The organism is Microbacterium meiriae, assembly GCF_025143875.1.
GTDB lineage: Bacteria > Actinomycetota > Actinomycetes > Actinomycetales > Microbacteriaceae > Microbacterium > Microbacterium meiriae.
In genome coordinates this window covers 40,891-63,572 of record NZ_JAMBDU010000018.1, presented here as the reverse complement: position 1 = coordinate 63,572, position 22,682 = coordinate 40,891, and the positions used below count along the sequence as shown (strand labels likewise).

General features: G+C 69.6%; 21 protein-coding genes and 1 tRNA gene. 12 read left to right on the top strand and 10 right to left on the bottom strand.

Annotated features, from left to right (window positions below; all coding sequences use genetic code 11):
• Position 1: 1 nt before the first annotated feature.
• Both M4D53_RS12035 and M4D53_RS12030 read right to left on the bottom strand, forming a co-directional pair.
• The gene (locus tag M4D53_RS12035; protein ID WP_259954229.1) at positions 2 to 991 is read right to left on the bottom strand and encodes a hypothetical protein; all 990 of its coding nucleotides are present in this window, start codon (positions 989 to 991) and stop codon (positions 2 to 4) included.
• Positions 992 to 1,070: 79 nt separating this feature from the next.
• On the bottom strand, positions 1,071 to 1,763 hold the full coding sequence (locus tag M4D53_RS12030; RefSeq protein WP_259954228.1) for a phosphocholine cytidylyltransferase family protein: 693 nt from the start codon (positions 1,761 to 1,763) through the stop codon (positions 1,071 to 1,073).
• A gap of 248 nt (positions 1,764 to 2,011) precedes the next feature.
• On the opposite strand from M4D53_RS12030, the gene M4D53_RS17520 reads away from it, so the two are divergent.
• From M4D53_RS17520 to M4D53_RS12015, 3 genes are read left to right on the top strand one after another with little or no spacing between them, the layout of a single operon-like run.
• Positions 2,012 to 4,054, top strand: a complete 2,043-nt coding sequence (locus M4D53_RS17520; protein ID WP_311198661.1) for an ABC transporter ATP-binding protein — start codon at positions 2,012 to 2,014, stop codon at positions 4,052 to 4,054.
• On the top strand, positions 4,030 to 5,595 hold the full coding sequence (locus M4D53_RS12020) for a phosphatidylglycerol lysyltransferase domain-containing protein (RefSeq protein ID WP_259954226.1): 1,566 nt from the start codon (positions 4,030 to 4,032) through the stop codon (positions 5,593 to 5,595). Before M4D53_RS17520 ends, M4D53_RS12020 begins: the two co-directional genes overlap by 25 nt.
• A 40-nt stretch (positions 5,596 to 5,635) precedes the next feature.
• Positions 5,636 to 5,902, top strand: a complete 267-nt coding sequence (locus tag M4D53_RS12015; RefSeq protein WP_060923586.1) for a DUF3039 domain-containing protein — start codon at positions 5,636 to 5,638, stop codon at positions 5,900 to 5,902.
• 21 nt (positions 5,903 to 5,923) lie between these two features.
• Here the strand turns inward: M4D53_RS12015 and M4D53_RS12010 are convergent, their stop codons facing one another.
• Positions 5,924 to 7,249 carry a nicotinate phosphoribosyltransferase gene (locus tag M4D53_RS12010; protein WP_259954224.1) on the bottom strand — a complete coding sequence of 442 codons (1,326 nt, stop codon included), beginning with the start codon at positions 7,247 to 7,249 and terminating at the stop codon, positions 5,924 to 5,926.
• 62 nt (positions 7,250 to 7,311) lie between these two features.
• On the opposite strand from M4D53_RS12010, the gene murI reads away from it, so the two are divergent.
• The 4 genes from murI to M4D53_RS11990 all read left to right on the top strand — a co-directional run bounded on the left by murI (position 7,312) and on the right by M4D53_RS11990 (position 10,536).
• Complete coding sequence (gene murI, locus M4D53_RS12005) at positions 7,312 to 8,148, top strand: glutamate racemase (RefSeq protein ID WP_187661916.1); 837 nt, start codon at positions 7,312 to 7,314, stop codon at positions 8,146 to 8,148.
• Between the two features lie 33 nt (positions 8,149 to 8,181).
• Positions 8,182 to 8,919: a ribonuclease PH gene (gene rph, locus M4D53_RS12000; protein WP_259954222.1), complete on the top strand. Its 738-nt coding sequence runs from the start codon at positions 8,182 to 8,184 to the stop codon at positions 8,917 to 8,919.
• 2 nt (positions 8,920 to 8,921) lie between these two features.
• Positions 8,922 to 9,515, top strand: a complete 594-nt coding sequence (gene rdgB / locus M4D53_RS11995; RefSeq protein WP_259954220.1) for an RdgB/HAM1 family non-canonical purine NTP pyrophosphatase — start codon at positions 8,922 to 8,924, stop codon at positions 9,513 to 9,515.
• Positions 9,516 to 9,615: 100 nt separating this feature from the next.
• Entirely contained in the window at positions 9,616 to 10,536 is a 921-nt protein-coding gene (locus M4D53_RS11990) for a cation diffusion facilitator family transporter (protein WP_025105315.1), read from the top strand.
• A gap of 13 nt (positions 10,537 to 10,549) precedes the next feature.
• Here the strand turns inward: M4D53_RS11990 and ligD are convergent, their stop codons facing one another.
• Complete coding sequence (ligD, locus tag M4D53_RS11985) at positions 10,550 to 12,535, bottom strand: non-homologous end-joining DNA ligase (RefSeq protein ID WP_259954217.1); 1,986 nt, start codon at positions 12,533 to 12,535, stop codon at positions 10,550 to 10,552.
• A gap of 57 nt (positions 12,536 to 12,592) precedes the next feature.
• On the opposite strand from ligD, the gene ku reads away from it, so the two are divergent.
• Positions 12,593 to 13,405 (top strand): non-homologous end joining protein Ku, encoded by an 813-nt coding sequence (gene ku / locus M4D53_RS11980; protein WP_187661912.1) that lies wholly within the window; start codon positions 12,593 to 12,595, stop codon positions 13,403 to 13,405.
• A 12-nt stretch (positions 13,406 to 13,417) separates the two neighbouring features.
• On the opposite strand, the gene M4D53_RS11975 is transcribed toward ku, so the two are convergent.
• The 6 genes from M4D53_RS11975 to M4D53_RS11950 form a co-directional block, all read right to left on the bottom strand.
• Positions 13,418 to 14,182, bottom strand: coding sequence for a DedA family protein (locus M4D53_RS11975; RefSeq protein WP_259954214.1), 765 nt, complete (start codon positions 14,180 to 14,182; stop codon positions 13,418 to 13,420).
• Positions 14,183 to 14,260: 78 nt separating this feature from the next.
• Positions 14,261 to 14,342: transfer RNA gene (locus M4D53_RS11970), tRNA-Leu, on the bottom strand.
• A 67-nt stretch (positions 14,343 to 14,409) separates the two neighbouring features.
• Positions 14,410 to 14,991 carry a DUF2238 domain-containing protein gene (locus M4D53_RS11965; RefSeq protein ID WP_259954213.1) on the bottom strand — a complete coding sequence of 194 codons (582 nt, stop codon included), beginning with the start codon at positions 14,989 to 14,991 and terminating at the stop codon, positions 14,410 to 14,412.
• Entirely contained in the window at positions 14,988 to 15,833 is an 846-nt protein-coding gene (locus M4D53_RS11960; protein WP_259954211.1) for an endonuclease/exonuclease/phosphatase family protein, read from the bottom strand. The genes M4D53_RS11965 and M4D53_RS11960 overlap by 4 nt, the downstream gene beginning before the upstream one ends.
• The gene (locus tag M4D53_RS11955) at positions 15,830 to 16,627 is read right to left on the bottom strand and encodes a glycosyltransferase family 2 protein (RefSeq protein WP_187661908.1); all 798 of its coding nucleotides are present in this window, start codon (positions 16,625 to 16,627) and stop codon (positions 15,830 to 15,832) included. Before M4D53_RS11955 ends, M4D53_RS11960 begins: the two co-directional genes overlap by 4 nt.
• 94 nt (positions 16,628 to 16,721) lie before the next feature.
• Positions 16,722 to 17,114 carry a hypothetical protein gene (locus M4D53_RS11950; protein WP_259954209.1) on the bottom strand — a complete coding sequence of 131 codons (393 nt, stop codon included), beginning with the start codon at positions 17,112 to 17,114 and terminating at the stop codon, positions 16,722 to 16,724.
• A 102-nt stretch (positions 17,115 to 17,216) separates the two neighbouring features.
• On the opposite strand from M4D53_RS11950, the gene M4D53_RS11945 reads away from it, so the two are divergent.
• From M4D53_RS11945 to M4D53_RS11930, 4 genes are all read left to right on the top strand, one after another.
• A complete protein-coding gene (locus M4D53_RS11945) occupies positions 17,217 to 17,999 on the top strand; it encodes an ATPase, T2SS/T4P/T4SS family (protein ID WP_259954207.1) in 783 nt (260 codons plus the stop codon).
• Positions 18,000 to 18,215: 216 nt separating this feature from the next.
• Positions 18,216 to 19,295, top strand: coding sequence for a tyrosine-type recombinase/integrase (locus tag M4D53_RS11940; RefSeq protein WP_259954205.1), 1,080 nt, complete (start codon positions 18,216 to 18,218; stop codon positions 19,293 to 19,295).
• The gene (locus M4D53_RS11935) at positions 19,292 to 19,636 is read left to right on the top strand and encodes a helix-turn-helix domain-containing protein (RefSeq protein WP_259954204.1); all 345 of its coding nucleotides are present in this window, start codon (positions 19,292 to 19,294) and stop codon (positions 19,634 to 19,636) included. The genes M4D53_RS11940 and M4D53_RS11935 overlap by 4 nt, the downstream gene beginning before the upstream one ends.
• A gap of 25 nt (positions 19,637 to 19,661) precedes the next feature.
• Positions 19,662 to 22,634 carry a site-specific integrase gene (locus tag M4D53_RS11930; protein WP_259954202.1) on the top strand — a complete coding sequence of 991 codons (2,973 nt, stop codon included), beginning with the start codon at positions 19,662 to 19,664 and terminating at the stop codon, positions 22,632 to 22,634.
• Positions 22,635 to 22,682 lie beyond the last annotated feature (48 nt).

Here is a 22,682-nt window from a genome sequence, read left to right as displayed (position 1 = left end):
CTCACGTCCCGGTCGCGTCGGAACCCGGGCGCGGCGGCAGATCGTGGTCGCCGTCGCTATCGCCCGCCTCGATCTCGTCCGCCGCATGCTCACGCCGGCGTCCGGCGATCTCACCCACCCGATGACCGACCCACCCCGCTCCGCGCGCCACGGTGCCGGCGGCTCCGGCGACGGCGGTGCCGGCGTAGCGCGCCCCCCGGAGCATCCGCAGCTCCACCTTCTCGGCGCCGGGCACGGGCTCCAGCTCGGCGGGCAGGGTGAGCGGTGCGGAGCCGAACGCGCGGTGGGACGTGGTGAGCACCCGGCGGCCGAGGATGTGGTTGCCCGCCCCGCCGATGGCCGCGCCGATCCCGAAGGGCATCGCCTTGCCGATGAACGAGGCGCCGCCCCTGGCCGCGAACTGCTTCACGAACATCCCCTTGAGCTGGTCCACCAGGGGTCCCACCGCGGCGCGGGGCAGCGACTTCGTCACCATCTCGCCCCAGTACGCCGAGCGGCTGCCCCCGCGCCCCGCGACCTGCCGGGCGAGCTGGCCGACGAGGTCGACGCCCTCCTTGCCGAGCATGAGCGTCATGACGAGAGCGCGTGCGCGGTCGGGGTTGCCGACCGCGATGCCGTGCACCTCGGCCACCGACTGCGCGAAGAGGGCCGTGGACTCCACGAATCCCACGGTCTCGACGCCGGAGAGCGCGAGCGTGATCCCGGTGCCGATGCCGGGCACGACGGCGGTCGCCCCCACCGCGGCCCCACCCGTCGTGACGGCCGCGAGGTAGCGCCGCTCCAGGATCCGGATGATCTCGTCGGGCGTCGCGTGGGGGTTGCGGAGCCGGATGCTGCGGATGTGGGCGAGCACCAGCGGCCGCTGGATCGACAGGACCCGATCGAGCCCGCGCACCATCATGGGGTGCTCGGGGGAGCCGACCGGGGGTACGCCCTTGTCCCACGGGGCGTCGTCCGGCAGGGAGTGGATCTTGTGCACCTTGGGGGCCATGCGCCGATCCTATGGAGCCCGTCCGCGAAAACACCGAGAGCCCCGGTCCGTGGCGGAACGGGGCTCTCGGAGGGGAGCGTCACACGAAGAGGTTCGCGCGCTCCAGGTCCTCTGCGAAGTCGACCTCGACCGCGTACAGGTCGGAGACGTCCATCGGCTCGAGCAGCAGGCCGTCCTCGGCGATCGCCAGCTCGAGGCCGCGCTCGAAGTAGTCCTGGTCCTCCACGCGCTGCAGCTGGCGCATGAACGCCTTCTTGAAGCCCGACGAGATGTAGTTGATGCCGACGGCCTCGCCCAGGCCGCCCTTGACCGACTTGGACAGCTCCTTGATGAAGCCCTCCGCGGTGACGGTGTACTTCACCTCTTCGTCGCTGACCTTGGCGGTGTTGACGGTGACGAACGACTGGTCGCGCTCGATGTATGCGGCGGCGCGGCCGAGGATCATCGGGTCGAAGACGACATCGCCGTTCATCCACAGCACGCCGCTCTTGCCGGTGGCGCCCAGGGCGCGCAGAAGGCTCTTCGACGTGTTCGTCTCGTCGTAGCGGTCGTTGTGGACGTAGTTCACGGAGGGGAAGGCCTCGATGATGGTCTCGGCGCGGTAGCCCACCACCGTGGTGATGCGTGCGTCGGAGCCGAAAGCGGCGCGGATGTTGTCGTGCTGCTGGCCCATGATCGTGCGGCCGTCGTTGAGCTCGGTGAGCGGCTTGGGCAGCGCGCGGCGGAGGCGAGAGCCCATGCCGGCTGCGAGGATGACGGTCTGAAGAGTCACGAATACTCCTAAGGAAGTTGTGTTCACGGTCGGTTCACCGACCAGACACTTCGTCGTGCCGGGGATCATGCTAGCGATTCCCCCTGAGAACCCCGGGGCCAGGCAGGCCCCGTTGCCATTTCGTGATCGAGTACACACGCAACGCACAGGGACGACAACCCCCTTGCGGAAAGCGCCGGGGAGGGGATCCGGTTGCGGAATGTCGCGTGGGGCCTTGGCTCTCAGCCACCCGTTGATACCGTAGGACGGTGACTTCCTCCCCTGATGACCCCACCCCCCAGGCAGAGGGAGCCGAGACTCCGACCGAGGCCTCCGCGCCCGCTCGGAAACCGGCCGCCAAGAGACCTGCCGCGTCCACCGCCGCGAAGAAGTCGACCTCGGCCTCGGCCAAGGCGCAGACGGCCGCAGCGGACAAGCCGGCTGCGAAGAAGCCCGCGGCCGCGAAGAGCACCGCGGCGAAGTCCGCTGCGGCGAAGACCACGGCTGCGAAGAGCACCGCGGCGAAGTCTGCTGCGGCGAAGACCACGGCCGCGAAGACCGCGGCTCCGAAGTCGGCAGCTGCGAAGACGACGGCCGCCACACCCTCCGCCGCGAAGACCACGGCCGCGAAGTCCACCGCGGCGAAGTCCTCCACTTCGACGAGGACTGCCGCGGCGAAGAAGCCGACCGCCGCGCGGACGGCGAGGCCCGCACCGACCAAGGCGGCAGCCGAGAAGGCCGCGCCCACGGCTGAGGTCGTGGTCGAGCCCACCCCCGCGGCGAGTGTCGATCCCGCGACCGCTCCAGCAGGCGCTCGCACGGCGTCCGCCGCCCGCGCGGCTGCGGCGAAGAACACGGCTGCACGCTCGACCGGCTCGAAGCGTCCGGCCGCGACATCGACGAAGGCGGCGAGCACATCGGCGGCCAAGACGGCTGCGGCCAAGACGGCTGCGGCCAAGACGGCTGCGGCCAAGGCCGCCGCGGCGAAGACCGCTGCCGCGAAGGCCTCGGCGGCCAAGACGACGGCCAAGACCACCGCCGCCAAGACCGCTGCGGCGAAGGCAGCCGCGGCGAAGGCGGCTGCGGCGAAGGCCGCCGAAGACGAGGCAGCGAAGGCCGCCGAAGACGAGGCAGCGAAGGCCGCCGAAGACGAGGCCGTGAAGGCCGAGGCCGCGGAGGCCCAGGCGGCTGAGGTCGGGACCGTCGAGTCCGCAGCCGCAGAGGTGAGCACGGCCGAGACGCAGCCGGAGGAGTCCGGCGCGGTGCAGGCGCAGACCGTGGCCGCAGAGACCGTCGAGACGGACGAGGCCGGCACCTCGTCCGTCGAGACGGCGACACCGGCCCGAGACACCGCCGAGGAAGCGACGCCGGTCGAGGAGCCTGCTGCGGCGGAGTCCGTGGTGGAGGTGTCGGACACCGCGCTGCCGGTGACCAAGGAGCCCGCGCCCGATGACCGGCGCGTCGCGGAGGTGGAGACCGTCGAGGTCGTCGAAGCGGTGATCGCCGAGGAGCCCCCGACCGAGGCCGATGACTCGGCGGCAGCCGAGCCCGCCACCGAGGCGATCCGCATCCGCGGTCTCGTGAAGCAGTTCGGCGAGAACCGCGCGGTCGACGGCATCGACCTCACCGTGCCCGCGGCCTCCTTCTACGGCATCGTCGGCCCCAACGGCGCCGGCAAGACCACGACCCTCTCGATCGTCGCGGGTCTCCTGCGCGCGGACGAGGGCAGCGTCCTCATCTGTGGCATCGACCAGGCGGCCGAGCCCCTGGCGGCGAAGCGCGTCATGGGCGTCCTGCCGGACCGGCTGCGCACCTTCGACCGGCTCACCGGCCGACAGCTGCTGTATTACTACGGGCTGCTGCGTGGGCTCTCCGCCGACGTCATCGAGAAGCGCACCGGCGACCTCGCCAGAGCCTTCGACCTCGGCGACGCCCTGAACCGGGTCGTGTCGGACTATTCCGCGGGCATGACGAAGAAGATCATGCTCGCCGGGGCGATGATCCACTCTCCGCGCGTCCTGGTGCTGGACGAACCGTTCGAATCCGTCGATCCGGTCTCCTCCGCCGTGATCCTCGACATCCTCCGCGCCTACGTCTCGCACGGCGGCACGGTGATCCTGTCGAGCCATGGGATGGATCTCGTCGAGCGCGTGTGCTCCCGGGTGGCCATCATCGTCAACGGTGAGGTCCTGGCCGAGGGCACGATCGACGAGGTGCGCGCGGGACAGACGCTCGAATCGCGCTTCGTGGAGCTCGCAGGTTCCAGCGGAGAGGTGGAGGGGCTCGAGTGGCTGCACACGTTCTCCGACTGAGGTTCGCGCTTCTCCTGGGCGCCCTGCGCGGGGAACACCGGGCGCGCACCCTGCTCTCCTTCGGCGCGGTCGTCGCGGTCACCGTGGTGGTCTGCGTGGCGGTCTTCAGCCTCGGCGACGCGCCGGTGCCGGTCTCCCAGGCCGTGACGGTGCTCGGTGGCGCTGCCCTTCTGCTCGGCTTCCTCGTGGGGCCGCTGCTCGTGGGAGCCGTCGATCAGCTCGATCCGCGGCGCTTCGCGGTGTTCGGCGTCGACGAGCGGAGGATGCCCGGTGTGCTCGCGCTCGCGTCGCTGGTCAGCGTGCCGAGCCTCGCGCTCCTCGCGGTCTATATCAGCGTGACGGTCGTCGCGATCCGCGCCGGTGCGCAGTGGGTGCCGGCCGTCCTCCTGGCGGTGATCGGGCTGCTGTCGACCATCCTCCTGTCCCGGGTCGGGATGGCGCTCAACGCGCTCCTGCTCCCGGAGCGTCGTTCCCGGGAGCTCACCGCGCTGTTCGCCCTGGCCCTGATCGTCATCGCGTTCCCGGTCGCCGTGTTCCTCGGCTCGCTCCGCTGGGACGGTGAGGTGCCGGCGTCACTGGCGACCCTGACCTCGGTGATCGGCTTCACGCCGCTCGCCGCCTCGCCGGCGGCGATGTTCGCGGCGGCCGAAGGCGAGACGGCTGCGGCGTGGGGAAGCGGACTGGTGGCTGCCGTCACCCTCGCGCTGCTGTGGTTCGCCTGGACCTGGTTCGTACGGCGCCTGCTGACGACGACCGAGCGTCCGGTGGCGGCGCGCGAGCGCAGCGGACTCGGCTGGTTCGGCCTGCTGCCCTCCAACGCCTTCGGCGCCATCGCGTCGCGAAGCCTCGTGTACTGGCTGCGCGACCGCCGGTACATCATGAACATCATCGTCGTGCCCGTGGCGGGCGTGCTGACGGTGTTCCCGCTGATCGTCGCAGGCGTGCCGGTCGAGATCGCCGCCCTCGTCCCCGTGCCCGTCATGGCCCTCTTCTTCGGATGGTTGCCCCACAACGACGTCGCCTACGACTCGACGGCCCTCTGGACGCACGTCGCGAGCGGTGTCCGCGGGGTTCCGGACCGTCTCGGACGCCTGGTGCCGGTGCTCCTGGTCGCCGTGCCGGTGCTGGCGATCGCCGTACCGCTCTCGCTCCTGCTGGCCGGGCGCTGGAGTCTTCTCCTCCCGCTCGTCGGCCTCGGTGCGAGCCTGCTGTTCTCCGCCCTCGGCATCTCCAGCGTGGTGTCGGTGGTGGCGCCGTACGCGGTCTCCCGTCCCGGGGACAGCCCGTTCCAGCAGCCGCAGCGCCCGACCTCCCGAGGGATCTACGGCCCGGCGGCGGCGTTCCTCGGTGCGATCGTCCTGAGCGTGCCCACCATCTGGCTGTTCGGTGCGAGCATCGTCGCCGATCCGGGCTTCGCGCCGGCGGCTTTCTGGGTCGGCATCGCCACCGGCATCGTCGCCTTCATCGGAGGAGCTGTGATCGGCGGACGCATCTTCGAGCACAGCGGCGAACGTCTGATGGAGTTCGTCGAGACCGCGTGAGACCGCCCCGCCGAGGCGGAGACGCGGCTAGAATCGCGGGATGAGTACTCCGCTGGACAGCCCCGATCAGGGCGGCGTGGCAACGCTTGATCGCGAACTGGAAGAGCTCCTCCGCGAGGAGAACATCGAACCGGGCGACCACGAGCGCTTCTCGCACTACGTCAAGAAGGACAAGATCCTCGAGTCGGCGATCACGGGCAAGCCCGTCCGCGCGCTCTGCGGCAAGAAGTGGACGCCGGGCCGCGATCCGGAGAAGTTCCCGATCTGCCCGACGTGCAAGGAGATCTACGAGTCGATGGTCGGCTGACCGCCGTCGCTCGGCCCCGCTTCAGTCCGCCTCGACGTAGACCGTCGGGATCGCCGGGTCCGACTTGCTGAGTGCCAACGCACGCACCGGCAGCTCTTCACGGACACGCAGGTGATGCGCGCGGGCGGAAGCCGTCCCTGCGGCGCCCTCGAAGGCGGTCTCGATCTCTCCGCCATCGACGAGGGTGACCTGGAGCGGTCGGCCGTCCGGGTGCTCGGCAGGCGTGTCCAGCGCCTCGAACCCGTCCGAGACGACGACCGTCTCCGCCGCGGCGACCCCGTCGCTGAGCGTACGGAACGCCGCCTTGCGGCCACCGAACGACGCCTTGTCCGCGGACGCCTTGGCGACCCCGACCCACGAGCCGTCGGCGTCCTGCCGGGCGACGAGCTTGTAGACCATGCTCGCCGTGGGGTATCCGGAACCGGTCACGACGGAGGTGCCGACGCCGTACGCGTCCACGGGGGAGGCCGCCAGCGCGGCGATCGCGTACTCGTCGAGGTCGCTCGTGACCGTGATGCGGGTCTCGGTGGCTCCGAGCTCGTCCAGTTGCGCTCGGACCTCGACGGCGACGGTCGGCAGGTCCCCGGAGTCGATGCGGACGCCGCCGAGCCCGGTCCCGGCCACCCGGATCGCCGTCTCGACGCCCGTGCGGATGTCGTAGGTGTCGACGAGGAGCGTCGTGTCCACGCCCATGCTCTCGACTTGAGCACGGAAGGCGTCCTCCTCGCTGTCGTGCAGCAGCGTCCACGAGTGCGCAGCGGTGCCCATGGTCGGGATTCCCCAGGCGCGGCCGGCCTCGAGGTTGCTCGTGGCGCCGAACCCGGCGATGTACGCCGCCCGTGCTGCGGCGACAGCGGAGCGCTCGGCTGCCCGCCGGGAGCCCATCTCGGCGAGAGGACGCTCGCCGGCGGCGATGCTCATGCGGGCCGCGGCCGTGGCGACCGCGGAGTCATGGTTGAGGACGCTCAGGGCGAGCGTCTCCAGGACGACGGCGTCCGCGAACGATCCCTCGACCGTGAGGATGGGCGACCCGGGGAAGTAGAGCTCGCCCTCGCGGTAGCCCCGGATCGTGCCGGTGAACCGATAGCGCTCGAGGGAGGCGAGGGTCTCGGCGTCGACGACCCGCTCGTCGCGGAGGAAGCGCAGCTCGTCGTCGCCGAAACGGAAGTCGCGCAGCAGGCCGAGCAGTCGTCCGGTTCCGGCGACGACGCCGAAGCGGCGTCCGCCGGACAGGCGTCGGGAGAAGAGCTCGAAGACACTCGGGCGGGAGGCGGTGCCGTCCCGGAGCGAGGCGGCGAGCATCGTGAGCTCGTAACGGTCGGTGAGCAGCGCCGTCGACGTGGTCATGCGCTCAGCTTAGTGAGGCCGTGATGCACGAGGCGGCGCGCACGCGGGTAGGCTGGGGAGTCATGAACGACGCGCCCATCGGGATCTTCGACTCCGGTGTCGGCGGGCTCACGGTGGCCAGGGCCATCCGCGCCCAGCTGCCCCGCGAATCGTTCGTCTACATCGGTGACACCGCCCACTCGCCGTACGGCCCCAAGCCCATCGCCGACGTCCGGCGCTATGCGCTCGAGGTGCTCGACACCCTGGTCGACCAGGGCGTGAAGATGCTGGTCATCGCCTGCAACACGGCGTCGGCGGCGATGCTGCGCGACGCACGCGAGCGCTACGACGTGCCGGTGGTCGAGGTGATCGGCCCCGCCGTGCGCCGCGCCGTGTCGACCACGAGGAACGGCCGTGTCGGTGTGATCGGCACGGTCGGCACGATCGGTTCGCGGGCCTACCAGGACATGCTCGAGGTGAACGAGCGCCTGCAGGTGTTCACCGCCGCGTGCCCCCGGTTCGTCGAGTTCGTCGAGGCCGGCGTCACCGGCACCCCCGAGGTGCTGGCCGTCGCCGAGGAGTACCTCGCGCCACTGCGCGAGGCCGACGTGGACACGCTCGTCCTCGGGTGCACGCACTATCCGTTCCTCCGCGGCGCCATCAGCTACGTCATGGGGGAGGGCGTGACGCTGGTCTCCAGCGACGACGAGACCGCGGGCGACGTCTACCGCCAGCTCGTCCGCGGCGATCTGCTGGCGCCGGCCGATGCCACCGCCACCTACGTCTACGAGGCCACGGGCGACTCCGCCGACGACTTCACGGCGCTCGCCAACCGCCTCATGGGTCGCGAGGTGCGCGACGTGCAGCTCGTCCAGACCGGCGTCATCACGCTTCCCGATTCCGCCCTCGACGCGCGCTGAGCCCGTCGCTCCATCCCCGACCGAGAGAAGCTCATGACCGACATCGTCCGCGCCGACGGCCGTTCCACCTCGCAGCTGCGCGAGATCACCATCGAGCGCGGCTGGAGCGCGCAGGCCGAGGGGTCGGCCCTCATCAGCTTCGGCGGCACGAAGGTGCTGTGCACCGCCTCGTTCACGAACGGCGTGCCCCGGTGGCTCACCGGCAAGGGCAAGGGCTGGGTCACGGCCGAGTATGCGATGCTCCCGCGAGCGACGAACAGCCGCAACGACCGGGAGAGCGTGAAGGGCCGCATCGGCGGTCGGACGCACGAGATCTCCCGACTCATCGGCCGCGCGCTGCGCGCCGTCGTCGACACCAAGGCGCTCGGCGAGAACACCATCGTCATCGACTGCGACGTGCTCCAGGCCGACGGTGGCACCCGCACCGCGGCGATCACCGGCGCCTATGTCGCCCTGGCCGACGCGATCGAGTGGGGCCGGGAGAAGAAGTTCATCGGCAAGAACTCGACGCCGCTGCTCGACTCCGTCTCCGCGGTGTCCGTCGGCATCGTGGACGGGGAGCCGATGCTCGACCTCGCCTACGTCGAGGATGTCCGCGCCGAGACCGACATGAACGTCGTCGTGACCGGCCGTGGCCTTTTCGTCGAGGTGCAGGGCACGGCCGAAGGGGCGCCGTTCGACAAGCGTGAGCTCGACGCGCTCCTCGACCTCGGCGTCGCCGGCTGCGCGGACCTGAAGGACCGGCAGCTCGCCGCTCTGGCAGGAGCCTGAGCATGCGCGTCGTCCTGGCGACCCATAACCCGCATAAGGTGGCGGAGTTCCAGCAGATCGTGCAGCAGACACGGCCCGACCTGGAGGTCGTCGGCTACGACGGCCACGAGCCGGTCGAGGACGGAGTGACGTTCGCTGAGAACGCGCTCCTCAAGGCGCGAGCGGCCGCCGCGCACACCGGCCTCGCGGCGCTCGCCGACGACTCCGGCATCTGCGTGGACGTGCTCGGCGGGTCGCCCGGAGTGTTCTCGGCGTACTGGGCCGGTCAGAAGAAGGACGCCGCGGCGAACCTGGAGCTGCTGCTCGATCAGCTGCGCGACATCGCCGACCGTCATCGCTCAGCGCACTTCACCTCGACGATCGCCCTCGTCCTCCCGGACGGTCGCGAGCACGTCGTGGAGGGGATCTGGCCAGGACGGCTCGCCCGCGAGGCGTCGGGAGCCGGGGGTTTCGGGTACGACCCGATCTTCATCCCGGACGGTCAGCCGGACGGCGCACAGCGCACGGTCGGGGAGTTCACGGCGGAGGAGAAGCAGGCGCAGTCGCATCGCGCCCGCGCCTTCACGGCGCTCGTGCCGCTGCTCGCCGCGCTCTGATCGTCGAAGAGAAGAACCCCTGCTGACGGTGAGAATCGTTACTGTTCCCGACTAGCCAGGAACGGCCTCCCTGCACCCGTCGCCGGGCTAGCCTGGGGGCATGCACGATCACGCGCCCGCGCCCGGCGGTCTCCGTTCGGCGAGCAGCCGCCGCCTGCTCGCGATCTCCCTGACCCTCACGGCCACCGTGATGATCGTGCAGGTCGTCGGAGCTCTGCTCACGGGCTCGCTGGCGCTGCTCGCGGACGCCGCGCACATGTTCACGGACGCCTCGGCCCTCGTGATCGCGCTGATCGCCGCGACCGTGGCGGCGCGGCCCGCGGACGACCGGCGGACGTTCGGCTACCAGCGCGCTGAGGTGTTCGGCGCGCTCATCAACGCGGTCATCCTCATCGCCCTCGCCACGGTCGTCGCCGTGCAGGGCGTGCAGCGGCTGCTGAACCCCTCCGAGGTCGAGGTCGCGGGCGGGCTGATGCTCGTCGTCGCCGTCGTCGGCCTCGTCGCGAACGCGGTGTCGATGTGGCTGCTCAGCCGGGCCCAGCGGACGAACCTCAACGTGCGCGGCGCCTACCTCGAGGTGATGGGCGACCTGCTCGGCTCGCTGATGGTCATCATCGCCGCCGGTGTGATCCTCGTGACGGGCTGGATGCCGGCCGACGCCCTCGCCTCGCTGTTCATCGCGGCGATGATCATCCCCCGGGCATTCGTCCTGCTCAAGGAGGTGTTCTCCGTCCTCGCCGAGTCGGCGCCGAAGGGCATGGCCGTCGGCGAGATCCGCACTCACCTGCTCGGCTACGACGGCGTCGTCGGAGTCCACGATGTGCACGTGTGGCAGCTCACCCGCGGAGCCCCCGTCTTCACCGCGCACGTCAGCGTGCGCCCGGACCTGCTGGCGGACGGCCGCTCGGCGGCGTTGCTGTCGGAGATGCAGGCGTGCCTCGCGGATCACTTCGACGTGGCGCACTCCACGTTCCAGATCGAACCCGCCGAGCAGAGCGACTGCGAACCGCACCACGCCTGAGGGCGGGAGCCGCTCACGCCTCGACGGTGATCTCGTCGACGGTCTTGTCCGGGCGCAGACCCCGCCAGCGGGCGTGCCGGAGGATGCCGTCCGGCGTCCAGTTCGCGAACTCCACCTCGCCCACGAGTTCGGGGCGCACCCACAGGGCGTCCGAGGCGTCCGGGCGGGGGACGCCGTCGAGCGGTGCGCGTGGCACCCGCAGCGGCTCCAGGCGGGCCAGGAGGTCGCGGAGGATGCGATCCGTGAAGCCGGTGCCCACGCGGCCGATGTAGCGGAGGTCGCCACCCTCCGGGATCGCGAGGAGGAGAGAGCCGAGAGTGCCCTCGCGCTCGCCCTTCCCCGGGCGGATGCCGACGATCACCGCCTCCTGCATGCGGGTGTTCTTGAGCTTGAGCCAGGAGGGTGAGCGCTGGCCGGCACGGTACCGGGAGGCGGGATCCTTCACGACGACGCCCTCCAGCCCGAACTCCTCGCTGGCGGCGAGCGCTGCGTCCACGTCGTCGAAGACGGGAGGGACCTGGATGGGCGCGTCGACCCCCGCCACGATGTCGCGGAGCAGAGTGCGGCGCTCGCGGAGCGGCATCCCGGTGAGATCGTGGCCGTCGAGACGGAGCAGATCGAACAGCATGTACACGATCGGTGTGCGCACGACCTCGCGCTCGATCTCCCGGGGCCGGGTGAGGTGCATGCGGTTCTGCAGCAGGGAGAAGCTCGGCCGGGCGGCGCTGTCGAAGGCGACGATCTCCCCGTCGACGATCGCCTCGTCGACGGGGAGGAACGGGGCACCGTCGGCCGTCAGCTCGGGATAGCGCGCGGTGATGTCGGTGCCGCGTCGGGCGTGCAGCGACATGTGCCCGTCGCGCCAGGTGCCGATCGCACGGATGCCGTCCCACTTCACCTCCACCCATGACGGCGAGCTGAGGCTGCGGGCGATCGCCGGGGTGCCGTTCTCGGCGAGCATCGGCGCGAGCGACGGGAGAGTGGTCCCGGTGGGGGACGCCGTCTGCTCGGCGAGCGGCCGGCCGCGACGGGCGGGGGAGGGCGCCGCCGCCCGGATCGCGGGAGCTCGAGCCGCTGTCGCGGCGTGCGCGTTCGCCGGCAGAGCAGGAGTGTCGGGGCGGAGGGAGGAGAGCGGATCGAATCCGGCGTCTGCGCGCGCGAGCACCTCGTCCAGCTCGAGGTGAGCGAGGTCCGGGTCGTCGAGCTCCTCCCAGGTGCGCGGCGCCGCGACGCCGGGGCGGGCGCGCCCGCGCAGGGAGTACGGGGAGATCGTCGTCTTCTTGCCGTTGTTCTGGCTCCAGTCGAGGAACACCTTGCCCCCGCGCACGGCCTTGGACATGACGCTCGTGGCGAGGTCCGGGTGCTCGTTCTCGATGATGCGCGCCAGCTCTTTGACCACGGCGGAGACCTCGTCGCTGGTCTGCTCGCCGGGCAGGGCCGCGTAGAGGTGGATGCCCTTGCTGCCGCTGGTCACGGGCAGAGGGTCGAGCCCCATCCCGGTGAGGAGCGTCCGAGCGATCCGGGCGACCTCGGCGCACTGCGCGAGGTCGGCGCCGGGTCCGGGGTCGAGATCGAGCACGAGACGGTCGGGACGGCCGGGAAGCCCCTCCGGGGTGAACCGCCACTGCGGCACGTGCAACTCGATCGCCGCGACCTGCGCGAGCCAGACGAGCGTGGGCACGTCCTCCACCAGCGGGTACGCCTTGGGGCCGTCGGAGTGCTGGATGTCCTGTCGGGGGATCCAGTCCGGGGCGCCGGGCTCGAGCTGCTTCGTGAAGAAGGAGTCCTCGGGAGCAGCGGCGGTGCCGACCCCCTCGACCCAGCGCTTGCGGGTGACCGGGCGGCCGTCGAGGAGCGGGAGGAGGAGCGGAGCGATGGTGGTGTAGTAGGCGATGACCTCGCCCTTGGTCGTGCCCGTCTCCGGGTAGACGACCTTGTCGAGGTTGGTCACCCGCAGCCGTCGGCCATCGACCTGCACGACCTGCGCCTCTCCCACCATGGAGCCAGCGTAGTCAAGGGGTGGTCGTGACGGGTGTGGCTGGTGTCTACTGGTGTGATGAGGACGATCTGGAAGGGCGCCCTGACGTTCGGGCTGGTGAACGTGCCGGTCAAGGTGTACTCGGCGACCGAGGACCACGACGTGCCGCTGCATCAGGTGCATGAGAAGGACGGCGGTCGCATCCGCTACCAGCGCACGTGCGAGGTGTGCGGCGAGACGGTGGCCTACTCCGACATCGATCGCGCCTACGTCGACGACGGGCAGACCGTCGTGCTCACCAAGGACGACCTCGCGGCGCTGCCGGCGGAGAAGAGCCGCGAGATCGATGTCGTGGAGTTCGTGCCCTCCGACCAGGTCGATCCGCTCACCCTCGACAAGCCGTACTACCTGGAGCCCGACTCGAAGTCTCCCAAGGCGTACGTGCTGCTGCGCAAGACACTCGAGCAGACCGACCGCACCGCGATCGTGCGGTTCACGCTGCGCCAGAAGACCCGGCTCGCCGCGCTGCGCGTGCGGGGCAAGGTCCTCGTGCTGCAGACGCTGCTCTGGTCGGACGAGGTCCGAGAGGCGGAGTTCCCGTCGCTCGACGAGGACGTGCGGATCTCGAAGAAGGAGCTGGAGTTGTCCTCGTCGCTCGTGGACAGCTACTCGGCCGACTTCGATCCCGAGGAGTTCGTCGACGAGTACCAGAAGGAGCTCCGCACCCTCATCGACGCGAAGATCGAGGCCGGGGAGACGTTCGACGTGGCGGAGACCTTCGGCGGCGATGCCGAGAAGGCGGCCGACGGCGGCGAGGTCATCGACCTGATGGAGGCGCTGCGCGCCAGCGTCGCCCGCTCCAAGGAGAAGCGCTCCAAGAACGCGGGCTGATCCGCGGCCGGGTCAGTGCTTCCCGTCGCCGTCCAGGTCGGGGGCGCGATCGAACACGTCGGCGTCGAGGACGAGCTCCTCGGCCTCCTCGTGATCGGTCACGACGTCCTCTCCTGCGGCCGCGGCCTTCTTGGCCTTGTGGCGCTCGGAGAAGTAATGCCACAGGGTGACGAGCGCGGTGCCGCCGACGGCGATGAGCAGGATGATGTCGATGTACTCGACGACGAGGTGGCGGATCCACGGGATGTAGGCGATGAGGTAGCCGACCATCGTGAGTCCGAAGCCCCAGATCATCGCCCCGATGAAGTTGTAGAGCGAGTAGCGCCGCCACGGCATGTGGCCCACACCCGCGGCGACCGGGGCGAACGTGCGCACGATCGGCACGAAGCGCGCGAGGATCACGGTGAGGCCGCCGAAGCGCTCGAAGAACGCGTTGGTGCGCTCGACGTTCTTGCGGCTGAAGAGGCCGGACTCCTTGCGTTCGAAGACCGCGGGGCCGCCCTTGTGCCCGATGACGTAGCCGACCTCGCCGCCGATGAACGCGGAGAGCGCGATGAGGAGCGAGACGACCCAGATGTTCACGCCGAATACGTTGCTCGTGTGGGTCAGCAGGCCCGCGATGATGAGCAGAGTGTCACCGGGCAGGAGGAAGCCGACCAGCAGACCCGTCTCGGCGAAGATGATGAAGCAGACCACGAGGAGCGCCCACGGGCCCGCCGCCCCGATGATCGTCTGCGGATCGAGCCACGGGATGAGCGCGGTAGGGGCGTGCAGCATGCTTTCGAGCACTGGCGGGATTCCCGTCGGTCGTGAGGTGTCGGCGGTGGAGCGATGCGGGCGCCGAAGCACCCGTCGTGCGGAAGGTGGGACTTGAACCCACACGCCCTGGGGCACAGGAACCTAAATCCTGCGTGTCTGCCAATTCCACCACTCCCGCGCGGTGGCTTCAGTCTACTGACCCGCGCCCCGTTCGACCCTGGGGATCGTCCCGCAGTTCCACGCCGTCACGCCGAGCGGCGACGCTCCAGCCGGACGACGGCGACGAGGACTCCAGCCGCAAGAGCCCCGAGTCCTCCCATCGCCATGTCGCCGATGGTGTCCTCGTAGGTGACGAAGATCTCGTCGGTGACGAAGGTGCGGCCCGCCCACTCGATCATCTCCCACACGGCGCTCGCCGCGAGCCCGATCACGGTGCAGAGCACGAGGGGGATGCGGGGACGGAACGCCGGGGTCTCCTGCGCCGTGACGATGCCGAGGCGGGAGAGCACGAGGTAGCCGGTGGCGGCGAGGGCTCCCGTGCAGACGAAGTGCACGACGAGGTCCCACCCGGTGAGCGTGCGGTACAGGTCGAACACGTTGCTCGCGGCGGCGACGAGCACGATCAGGCCGATGGCGAGATCGATGCCGCCGCGCATGCCGAGGACGCGGGGGAGCATGAGGGCGGGAAGGGCGAGTGCGAGGATGCCCGCGTCGGTCGGGGTCGACCAGATCGCCGCGACGAGGACGCTGAGGACGCCGATCACGCGAACGGCGTCGGCACCGTACTCGGCGATGGAGTGCGGCGGGCGGAGGAAGTCCTCCTTCATGCGGTCTCCTCGGGTGGGATGGCGCCGGGGGCGAGGTCGATCAGGGCCTGCACGGCGAGATGATCCGACGGCCAGCCTCCTCCATACTGCCGGGCGTTGATGCCCGCCCGGCGCACGGGCAGCGCGGGGGAGGTGAGGATGCCGTCGATGCGGCGTCCTCGGCGGGGTGACCGGTAGCCGGCGAACGTGCTCCAGGCCGGTGTGCGGCGGGAGACGGCCGCCGTCCACGAGTCGCGGAGGACGTCGTCGGCTTCGAGGGCGCACCACGGTGCCGTGCCGGCGGGGGCGTTGAAATCCCCGACGAGGACGACGGGGCTCTCCGCTGCGGCGGCGACGTCGTGCACCGCCTGCGCTTGACGGAGCCGGGCCCACGGCGAGAACGCGTCGAGGTGGGTGTTGAGCACGGTGAGGGCGGCGCCGGTGCGGCGGTCGCGGAAGGACGCCTCCACCACCACCCGCGGGGAGACGCTCAGCCAGGAGCGGGAGCCGGGGCGGTCGGGGGTGCGGGAGAGCGCGACCTGTCGCCAGCCGCCCAGTTCCAGTCGGTCGGCGTCGTAGAAGAGCGGACAACCCTCGCCGCGGGGTCCGGCGAGGCGGCCGCGGCCGACGCGGTGGAACGACGGGCCGAGCGCGGCGGAGACCTCGGCAGCCTGCGCGGGCAGGGCCTCCTGTACGCCGAGGACCTCCGGCCGCTCCGCGCGGAGGAGCGCGGTGAGCCGGGGACGTCGAACCGACCAGCGGTCGGCGGGCGGCCAGGCGAGCGCGCCGAGGTCGCGGCGGATGTTGAGGGTCATGACGTGCAGCTCGGTGGTGGACGGCGATCCGAGGAGCGGCGCGGTCATCGGCGGGCTCCCGGCGCGGGGACTCCGAGGCGGTGCAGCACCCGGCGCAGCGCGAGCCGCACCCAGCGCACCGGAGGGAAGTCCTCGGGCCAGTGCACGAGGACGGTGCGAGCGCCGATCCAGGAGCGGCGGGCGAAGGAGCGTCCGCTGCCGAACGGGCGCATGGAGATGCCCATATCGGTGTGCAGGAGCCAGCGGATGCGGTGGCGCTCGCCGACATGGAAGGCGAGGTCGAGGTCGTCGTGAAGCGCGGCATCGTCGCGGTGCACCCGGTCCCGGACGGCGAGCCAGGCCGAGCGGCGGAGGGCGAGGTTCGATCCGAACAACGGCCCGTGGCCCAGGGCGGAGCCGCACACGACGACGTAGGAAAGGAGGTAGGCCGCCGCGAGGGGCCTCCGCAGGAACCGGGGACCGTCGACGAAATGCGCTCCGCCCGTCCACGCTCCGACCCGCGGATCCCGCACGTACGCGGCCGTCATCGTCTCGACCCACCGCGGCCCCGGTACCCCGTCGGCGTCGAGCCGCAGGATCACGTCGCCCGTCGCCGTGTCGTACCCGGTCGCGCTCGCGGCCGGGATGCCCGGAGTCTCGCACCGCACGACCCGCGCGCCGTGCCGGGCGGCCACCGCGGCCGAATCGTCGGTCGAGGCGTTGTCCACGACGATGATCTCGTCGGGCGGGAGTGTCTGCCGGGCGAGGGCGCGGAGGCATCGCCGCAGTTCCGCCGCATCGTCCTTGACCGGGATGACCACGCTCAGGGTCGGTTCAGGGGCGGCTGGTGTGGCGCGGTGCACGTCGTCTCCTCGCAGGTCTGCTCCTCAGCCTAGGGAGCGCGACGACGGGCGACGTACCGGTTGACACCGGGGCGGGCGGCTCGATACGGCGGCGTCAGGACGAGCCATCGATGCAGACGGCCTGCCCCTCGACGAACGTGTCGATCGCAGTCCGGCGGAGTGCCTGCTCGCGGTCGGGGTCCGCGGCGTCGCCGTTCTGGACGCCGACGCGGTAGTCGTAGAGCGCGCGCAGGTCGTCGCTTACGGCCGTCGCCGCCTCCTGTACCTCGCCGTCGACGTCGAGATCGGCGTATTCGTCCGCCAACTCCTTCAGGCGCTCGGTCTGCTCCGGAGTCGCCGTACCGCCGACCGTGTCCTGTGCGAAGAAGGCCTCGACTTCGGTGTCGACGGCGGCCACGCTCTGGCACTGCAGGAGATCGGGACCACCGGTGCAGCCGGACAGGAGGAGAACGCCGAGGAGCCCGCACGAGACAGTGAACCGCTTCATGCCTGCACCGTATCGGGTGCCGGACCGCCTCCGTTCGGAGGCCGCGCAGGGGGGTGTGGATAACTCCGCGGGCCGGGAGCTGATCGTTGCGAGGATGCAGGGATGGAGCAGCCCGCGTCGATCATCGCCGACCTCGTTCGGCGTCGGCTGCGGACCGAGGGTGTGGATCCGGCGATCGACCCAGAGCGGGCGCGGGAGGTTACAAGGGCGGAGGTGCGGCGCCACGACGATCGGGCTCTCGCGCGGGGCGGCGTGCTCGTGGAGGACGAGGCGGCGTGCGTGCGGGACGTTCTCGCGGCGGTGAGTGGGTTCGGCGCTCTGCAGCCCCTGCTCGACGACCCCGGCATCGAGGAGGTGTGGATCAACGGAGACGGGTTCGTGCATACCGCGCGGGGTGGTGTGGCGGAGCGGACAGCGCTGCGGCTGGACGAGGCGACGGTGCGGGATCTGGTGGAGCGCATGCTGCAGGCGACGGGGCGGCGCGTGGACATAGGGCAGCCGTTCGTCGATGCCTCGCTGCCGGACGGTTCGCGGCTGCACGTGGCGATCGCCGATGTCGTCCGCGGGTCGTGGGTGGTCAACATCCGCAAGTTCCTTCCCGGGCACCGCTCGCTCGACGCGCTGACGGCGCAGGGCGCGCTGACTCCTGATGCCGCGCATGCCCTGGGTGAGGCGATGCGGGCAGGTGCGTCCGTGATCGTGTCCGGGGCGACCCACGCGGGAAAGACGACCATGCTCGGCGCGTTGCTGGCCGCCTGCGCGGCGGACCAGCGCATCATCACGGTGGAGGAGACGTTCGAGCTCGCGGTGGACGGCCCCGATGTGGTCGCGCTGCAGGGGCGTCAGCCGAGCCTCGAGGGCACAACCGCGCACTCTGGCATCTGATGACTCAAATCGGCTTCCGGCTGGCCTGATCTCGAGCTACGGCAAGGTCAAGCGCCGCTGCGGAGACCCTACACGAGACGCGAATCGTCTCGATTCCCTCCATCCGGCCCACGTTCCGCCGATCTGAGGGAGATGCGCCGCGATCGCGTGCCACCTCCCGGCATTGTTTGTGTAGTCTAGTGCATCAATGATGCAGAGAAGGTTGTGTGAGGGTTGATGTCCGGCCCGAAGAAGCTAGCGACGGTCGTGCAGATCGACCCGGAGGGCGCGATGTTCCGCGAGATGGTCGACGGCTACGTTGCGTCGATGCGGTCGCGTGGTCTCGCGGAATCGACGATCTATGGACGGCGACTCACGATTCGGCGCTTCTCCGACTACACGGGTGAGTACCCGTGGAAGTGGACGCCGGCTGATGTCGCGGAGTACTCCTCGAGTTTGCTCAGCGGTACGGAGCCGCTCGCGCAGTCGACCCTCCGCGGTTACCAGCTCGAGATCAAGGACTTCTGCGCGTTTCTCGTCGACTCGAACTATGACTGGGTCGAGCGATGCCAGGAGTTGTTTGGGACGTTCCCGACGCAGATCTGTAACCCGTGGAACACGTTCGAGCATCTACAGCAGTTCGAGGCGAAGCCCACGCGGCGGGCTCTGACTTACGACGAGATCGAGCACTTTTTCGCCGTTGCCGACGAACTTGTGGCACGTGGCGAGGGGGCGGGGCGGAAGATGACGCTGCCTGCGCACCGTGATTCGCAGCTGTTCAAGACGATGTACGCGTTCGGGCTCCGGCGGCAAGAGGCCGTGATGATGGATCTGGCGGATTTGCGCACGAACCCGCACAAGCCCGAGTGGGGTAGCTACGGTCGGCTGCATGTCCGCTACGGAAAGTCGTCCAAGGGGTCGCCGCCGAAACGGCGGACCGTGCTCGCGCTGCCCGAGTTTGAATGGGCGGTGGAGGGGCTGAGGAACTGGGTGGAGAAGATTCGGCCCGCTCTCGCGAAGGAAGGCGTCGAGGCCCTCTGGCTGACCGAACGGCGTCAGCGGATGACGGCGCGGATCCTGAACAAGCGATTCGCGATGATTCGTGATGTTGCCGGACTGGATGCGGCACACACTCCGCATAGCCTGCGGCACTCGTACGTGACGCACCTGATTGAGCTCGGCTACCCCGAACGGTTCGTTCAGGAGCAGGTCGGCCACGAGTACGCGTCGACAACGGCGATCTACACCTCAGTGAGCGATGACTACAAGAACCGCGTTCTGGCGCAAGCGCTCGAACGCGTGATGGGACGAGCATGAGCATGCAACTTTGCTGGAACCTGCGCCAGCTCCTCGCGCAGAGAGAGATATTCAAGACCACCAAGCTCGTTCCCCTCCTGGCCGAGCACGGCGTGAACCTGTCGCGCGAGCAGGTGTTTCGTCTGGTCACGAGCACACCGCAGCGTCTGAATCTGGACGTGCTGCGGGCGCTGTGCGAGATCCTCGAGTGCGAACCCAATGATCTGCTGGTTCTCGAATCTGCCGCTGAGGCAGCACAGCCAGAGCGTCGTGCGGTGGGCAAGGCACCGGCGGTGTCGGTAGCACCCACGCCGGCGCGGATCGCGCGACCCAGGCCACAGGGCATTGACGACGGTGCATAGCCCGGAGGCCAGCCAGATCGCAGCGATGCTCATAGAGCAGGGAGCGCCCTGGACCGGTGCAGACCGGGAGCTGTTGCAGCGGTTGATCGCCGAGTCTGCACCCTCAAAGATCAGCATGGGCCGGTTGCGCGGCTACCTTAGCCGTTCCGCGCCGCTGGCGACCTCAGCAGACACCTTCATGCTCCGCAACGCGCGGGATCTTCTCTGTCTCGCCCGAGACGCGGGCCTCGACATCGAGTTGCCTCGTTGCGGATCTTGCAGCGAGGAACGGCCGCTCGTCGTAACAGGGCAGACCGGGGTGCGCATCTGCCACCGGTGCAGCCTGGCGGAATCGAGGCGGACCGACGGGGCGCTCATGCATCCCGCGATAGCGCCACTGCTTCGGCAAGGTGCGCCGTGGACGAACCTGCCCTCAGCTCGCCTGGAGGCGATCCTGATGACGACGGTGCCGTCGCGGTCGGCGGCGGGCCGTCTGGCGGCCTATTTGAAACGGTCGGGCCCGCTGGCGGTCTCCAGAGACCCGAGCATGCCGAGGTGCGCGCGGGAGTTTCTACTCGCGTGCCGCGCCGCGGGGATCGAGGTCGCCTTGCCAGTGTGCGCGAGGTGCGGTGAGGAACGCCGCCTGCCCCGCATCACCGAGGACGGGCGACGACTCTGCAGCCGGTGTGTCTCCCGCGAACGACGTGCGAAGCGCGCCGCGCAACCACGCCGCACTCCCTCTGATCTGCTCAGGGATCAGGGGAAGCCGTGGACCGAGATTCCTCTGACCGACCTCGACGCCATCGTTGCCTCGGTCTTCACGACCGCGCAGGGTCAGGGCCGGTTCCGCAACATCATCGAAAAATGCGCGCCACTGGCGGCATCGGCGCGTAACGACTTACCCCAAGGTGCCCAGAAGGTGCTGCTGGCTGTGCGCGAGCGTGGATTGGATGTGGCCCTGCCGAAATGCGCGAGCTGCGGCGAGGAACGGCTCCTGGATCACACTTCGCCGGACGGGCGCATCTGCGCCACCTGCTTCAGCAGAGAATCGAGAGCCAAGAAGCGTGCACGGGAGCGCGCGGGCATGCATCCAGGAACAGCGATCCTCATCGACCAGGGCCGACCGTGGACCGATGTGCCCGCCAGCCAGGTCGAAGCATTCGTTGTCGCTGTCGCACCAACCACACAGGGAGCAGGACGTCTCGCCGCGTACCTTCGTGCGGCGCCTCCGCTCGCGCGCTCTCGTGACGAGGAGATGCCGCGCGCCGCGCAGCAACTCCTCCGAAACGCCCGTGAGGCGGGGCTTCCGGTCGAGCTTCCCGTCTGCGGCCACTGCGGAGAGGAAAGGCTCTTGGTGCAGACTGGACCGGACGGGCGACGACTGTGCGGGCCCTGTCAGCAACAGCTTTACGCCGCACCGTGCTCGATCTGCAACCGGCACCTGCCGGTGACGAGGCGTCTGGGAGAGACGCAGTTCTGCGCCAACTGCTGGCGACGCGACCCGCGGTCCCGGCGCCACTGCACGCAGTGTGGACGACTCCGCACGACGCACTCCATCATCGACGGGAACCCGTACTGCGGTGTTTGCGTTCCGAAGCCGGAGATCACCTGCTTCATCTGCCACAAGAGCCGACGCCTATACTCCACGCGCATCGGCACAGGCGTCTGCGAGAACTGCTTCCACTCCGCCACCGCCTACGTCAGGAGCTGCCCCGACTGCGGAGACAAGCGCGTCCTCGCCTACGCCAAGGGCGACCGATTGGTTTGCGCAAGCTGCGCGGGAGCTGCCCCCATATTTGCCTGCAGCGACTGCGGAAGAGAACGAACCGGTCGTCGTGTGTTGTGCTCGCGCTGTGATCTCACCCGACGAGCCGATGAACTGTTCTCCAGCGCGGCGAGCGGTGACGCCAGAGCCGCTCTCGAACCACTGAGCCGCTATCTTCTCGCTGAGGAGCAGGATCCCGCCAGGCTCCTGCGCTGGATGAACCGCAGCACGAGCATCGCCATCCTGCGCCGCATGCTCGAGGGCGAGATCCCCCTGACGCATCGAGCCCTCGACGCGCTCACAGAACCACCAACCGCAGTGCAACGCGTGCGTGCACTGCTGGAAGTGGCGGGATGCCTGTCGGACAAGCACGACCCGTGGCAGTCATACGAACAGTGGGCACGCGCACTCGTCGAGGACGCCCCGGCAGCGAGCCGAGAACATCTCGCCATCTTCACCCGCTGGGTCGTCCCAGCTACGGCTCGCGTGCAGGTGAGACGACGAGGCATGACCGACAGCACACTCTCCCGCGCTCGCGAACGAAGCCGCGCTGCCCTCGAGTTCCTGCAACTACTGGACTCCCGCAACCTCACGTTGGACACCGCGACGCAATCGATCTTCGACGAGTTCGCGCTGACCAGTCCGCGCAGAGCGCTCGCCGTTCGCAAGTTCATCAGATGGGCGAGAGACACTGGCCGGATCCGACGGATCGCGCTCCCGGCTGAGACCAAGTCCGCCCCGTCGCTCGCCTATAGCGAGGAGATCTACCAGTACTGGATCTCTCGCTTCCTCAACGATCCCGAGATCCGGGACGAGGCAAGGATCGTCGGCCTCCTGGTCGGACTCTATGCGGTGCCGATTACACGGCTCGCCAAGCTCAAAGAAGAACATCTCACGCATCGAGATGGCAAGACCAGGCTGTCGGTCGGCAGCGCTCCGCTCATCCTCCAGGAACCCGTCGCCGAGCTGCTGCACAAGCAGGTCGAGCAGCGAGGCGCCTACGCCGGCGGGTGGATGTTCCCGTCGCCATTGTTTCCCGGCCGACACATCGACCCCTCTACGCTCCACCGACACCTACAACAGCTCGGATGTGAGACGGTTCGCCTGCGTGGTGCGGCGATGATCAACCTGACCGCCACCGTCCCGCTTGGACCGCTGACAGAACTTGTCGGACGATCCCTCTCGGCAACGGGGAGATGGGTCAACTCATCTGGTGGCGCCTACCTGTCATATCCATCACTCAGAGGATCCTGACCCGGACGAACGATCGCAGTCGCTCGAGGGCAAAGGATCCGTGCGGAT

Bases quoted from the DNA above. Each gene is read 5' to 3' on its own strand.
- M4D53_RS11945 (WP_259954207.1), top strand. From the start codon at position 17,217: ATGGAGCAGCCCGCGTCGATCATCGCCGACCTCGTTCGGCGTCGGCTG.
- M4D53_RS12015 (WP_060923586.1), top strand. From the start codon at position 5,636: ATGAGTACTCCGCTGGACAGCCCCGATCAGGGCGGCGTGGCAACGCTT.
- M4D53_RS11990 (WP_025105315.1), top strand. From the start codon at position 9,616: ATGCACGATCACGCGCCCGCGCCCGGCGGTCTCCGTTCGGCGAGCAGC.
- rph (WP_259954222.1), top strand. From the start codon at position 8,182: ATGACCGACATCGTCCGCGCCGACGGCCGTTCCACCTCGCAGCTGCGC.
- M4D53_RS11930 (WP_259954202.1), top strand. From the start codon at position 19,662: ATGCTCATAGAGCAGGGAGCGCCCTGGACCGGTGCAGACCGGGAGCTG.
- M4D53_RS11935 (WP_259954204.1), top strand. From the start codon at position 19,292: ATGAGCATGCAACTTTGCTGGAACCTGCGCCAGCTCCTCGCGCAGAGA.
- ku (WP_187661912.1), top strand. From the start codon at position 12,593: ATGAGGACGATCTGGAAGGGCGCCCTGACGTTCGGGCTGGTGAACGTG.
- M4D53_RS11950 (WP_259954209.1), bottom strand. From the start codon at position 17,114: ATGAAGCGGTTCACTGTCTCGTGCGGGCTCCTCGGCGTTCTCCTCCTG.
- M4D53_RS12010 (WP_259954224.1), bottom strand. From the start codon at position 7,249: ATGACCACGTCGACGGCGCTGCTCACCGACCGTTACGAGCTCACGATG.
- M4D53_RS12035 (WP_259954229.1), bottom strand. From the start codon at position 991: ATGGCCCCCAAGGTGCACAAGATCCACTCCCTGCCGGACGACGCCCCG.
- rdgB (WP_259954220.1), top strand. From the start codon at position 8,922: ATGCGCGTCGTCCTGGCGACCCATAACCCGCATAAGGTGGCGGAGTTC.
- M4D53_RS11965 (WP_259954213.1), bottom strand. From the start codon at position 14,991: ATGAAGGAGGACTTCCTCCGCCCGCCGCACTCCATCGCCGAGTACGGT.
- M4D53_RS11975 (WP_259954214.1), bottom strand. From the start codon at position 14,182: ATGCTGCACGCCCCTACCGCGCTCATCCCGTGGCTCGATCCGCAGACG.
- M4D53_RS11940 (WP_259954205.1), top strand. From the start codon at position 18,216: ATGTCCGGCCCGAAGAAGCTAGCGACGGTCGTGCAGATCGACCCGGAG.
- ligD (WP_259954217.1), bottom strand. From the start codon at position 12,535: ATGGTGGGAGAGGCGCAGGTCGTGCAGGTCGATGGCCGACGGCTGCGG.
- M4D53_RS11960 (WP_259954211.1), bottom strand. From the start codon at position 15,833: ATGACCGCGCCGCTCCTCGGATCGCCGTCCACCACCGAGCTGCACGTC.
- murI (WP_187661916.1), top strand. From the start codon at position 7,312: ATGAACGACGCGCCCATCGGGATCTTCGACTCCGGTGTCGGCGGGCTC.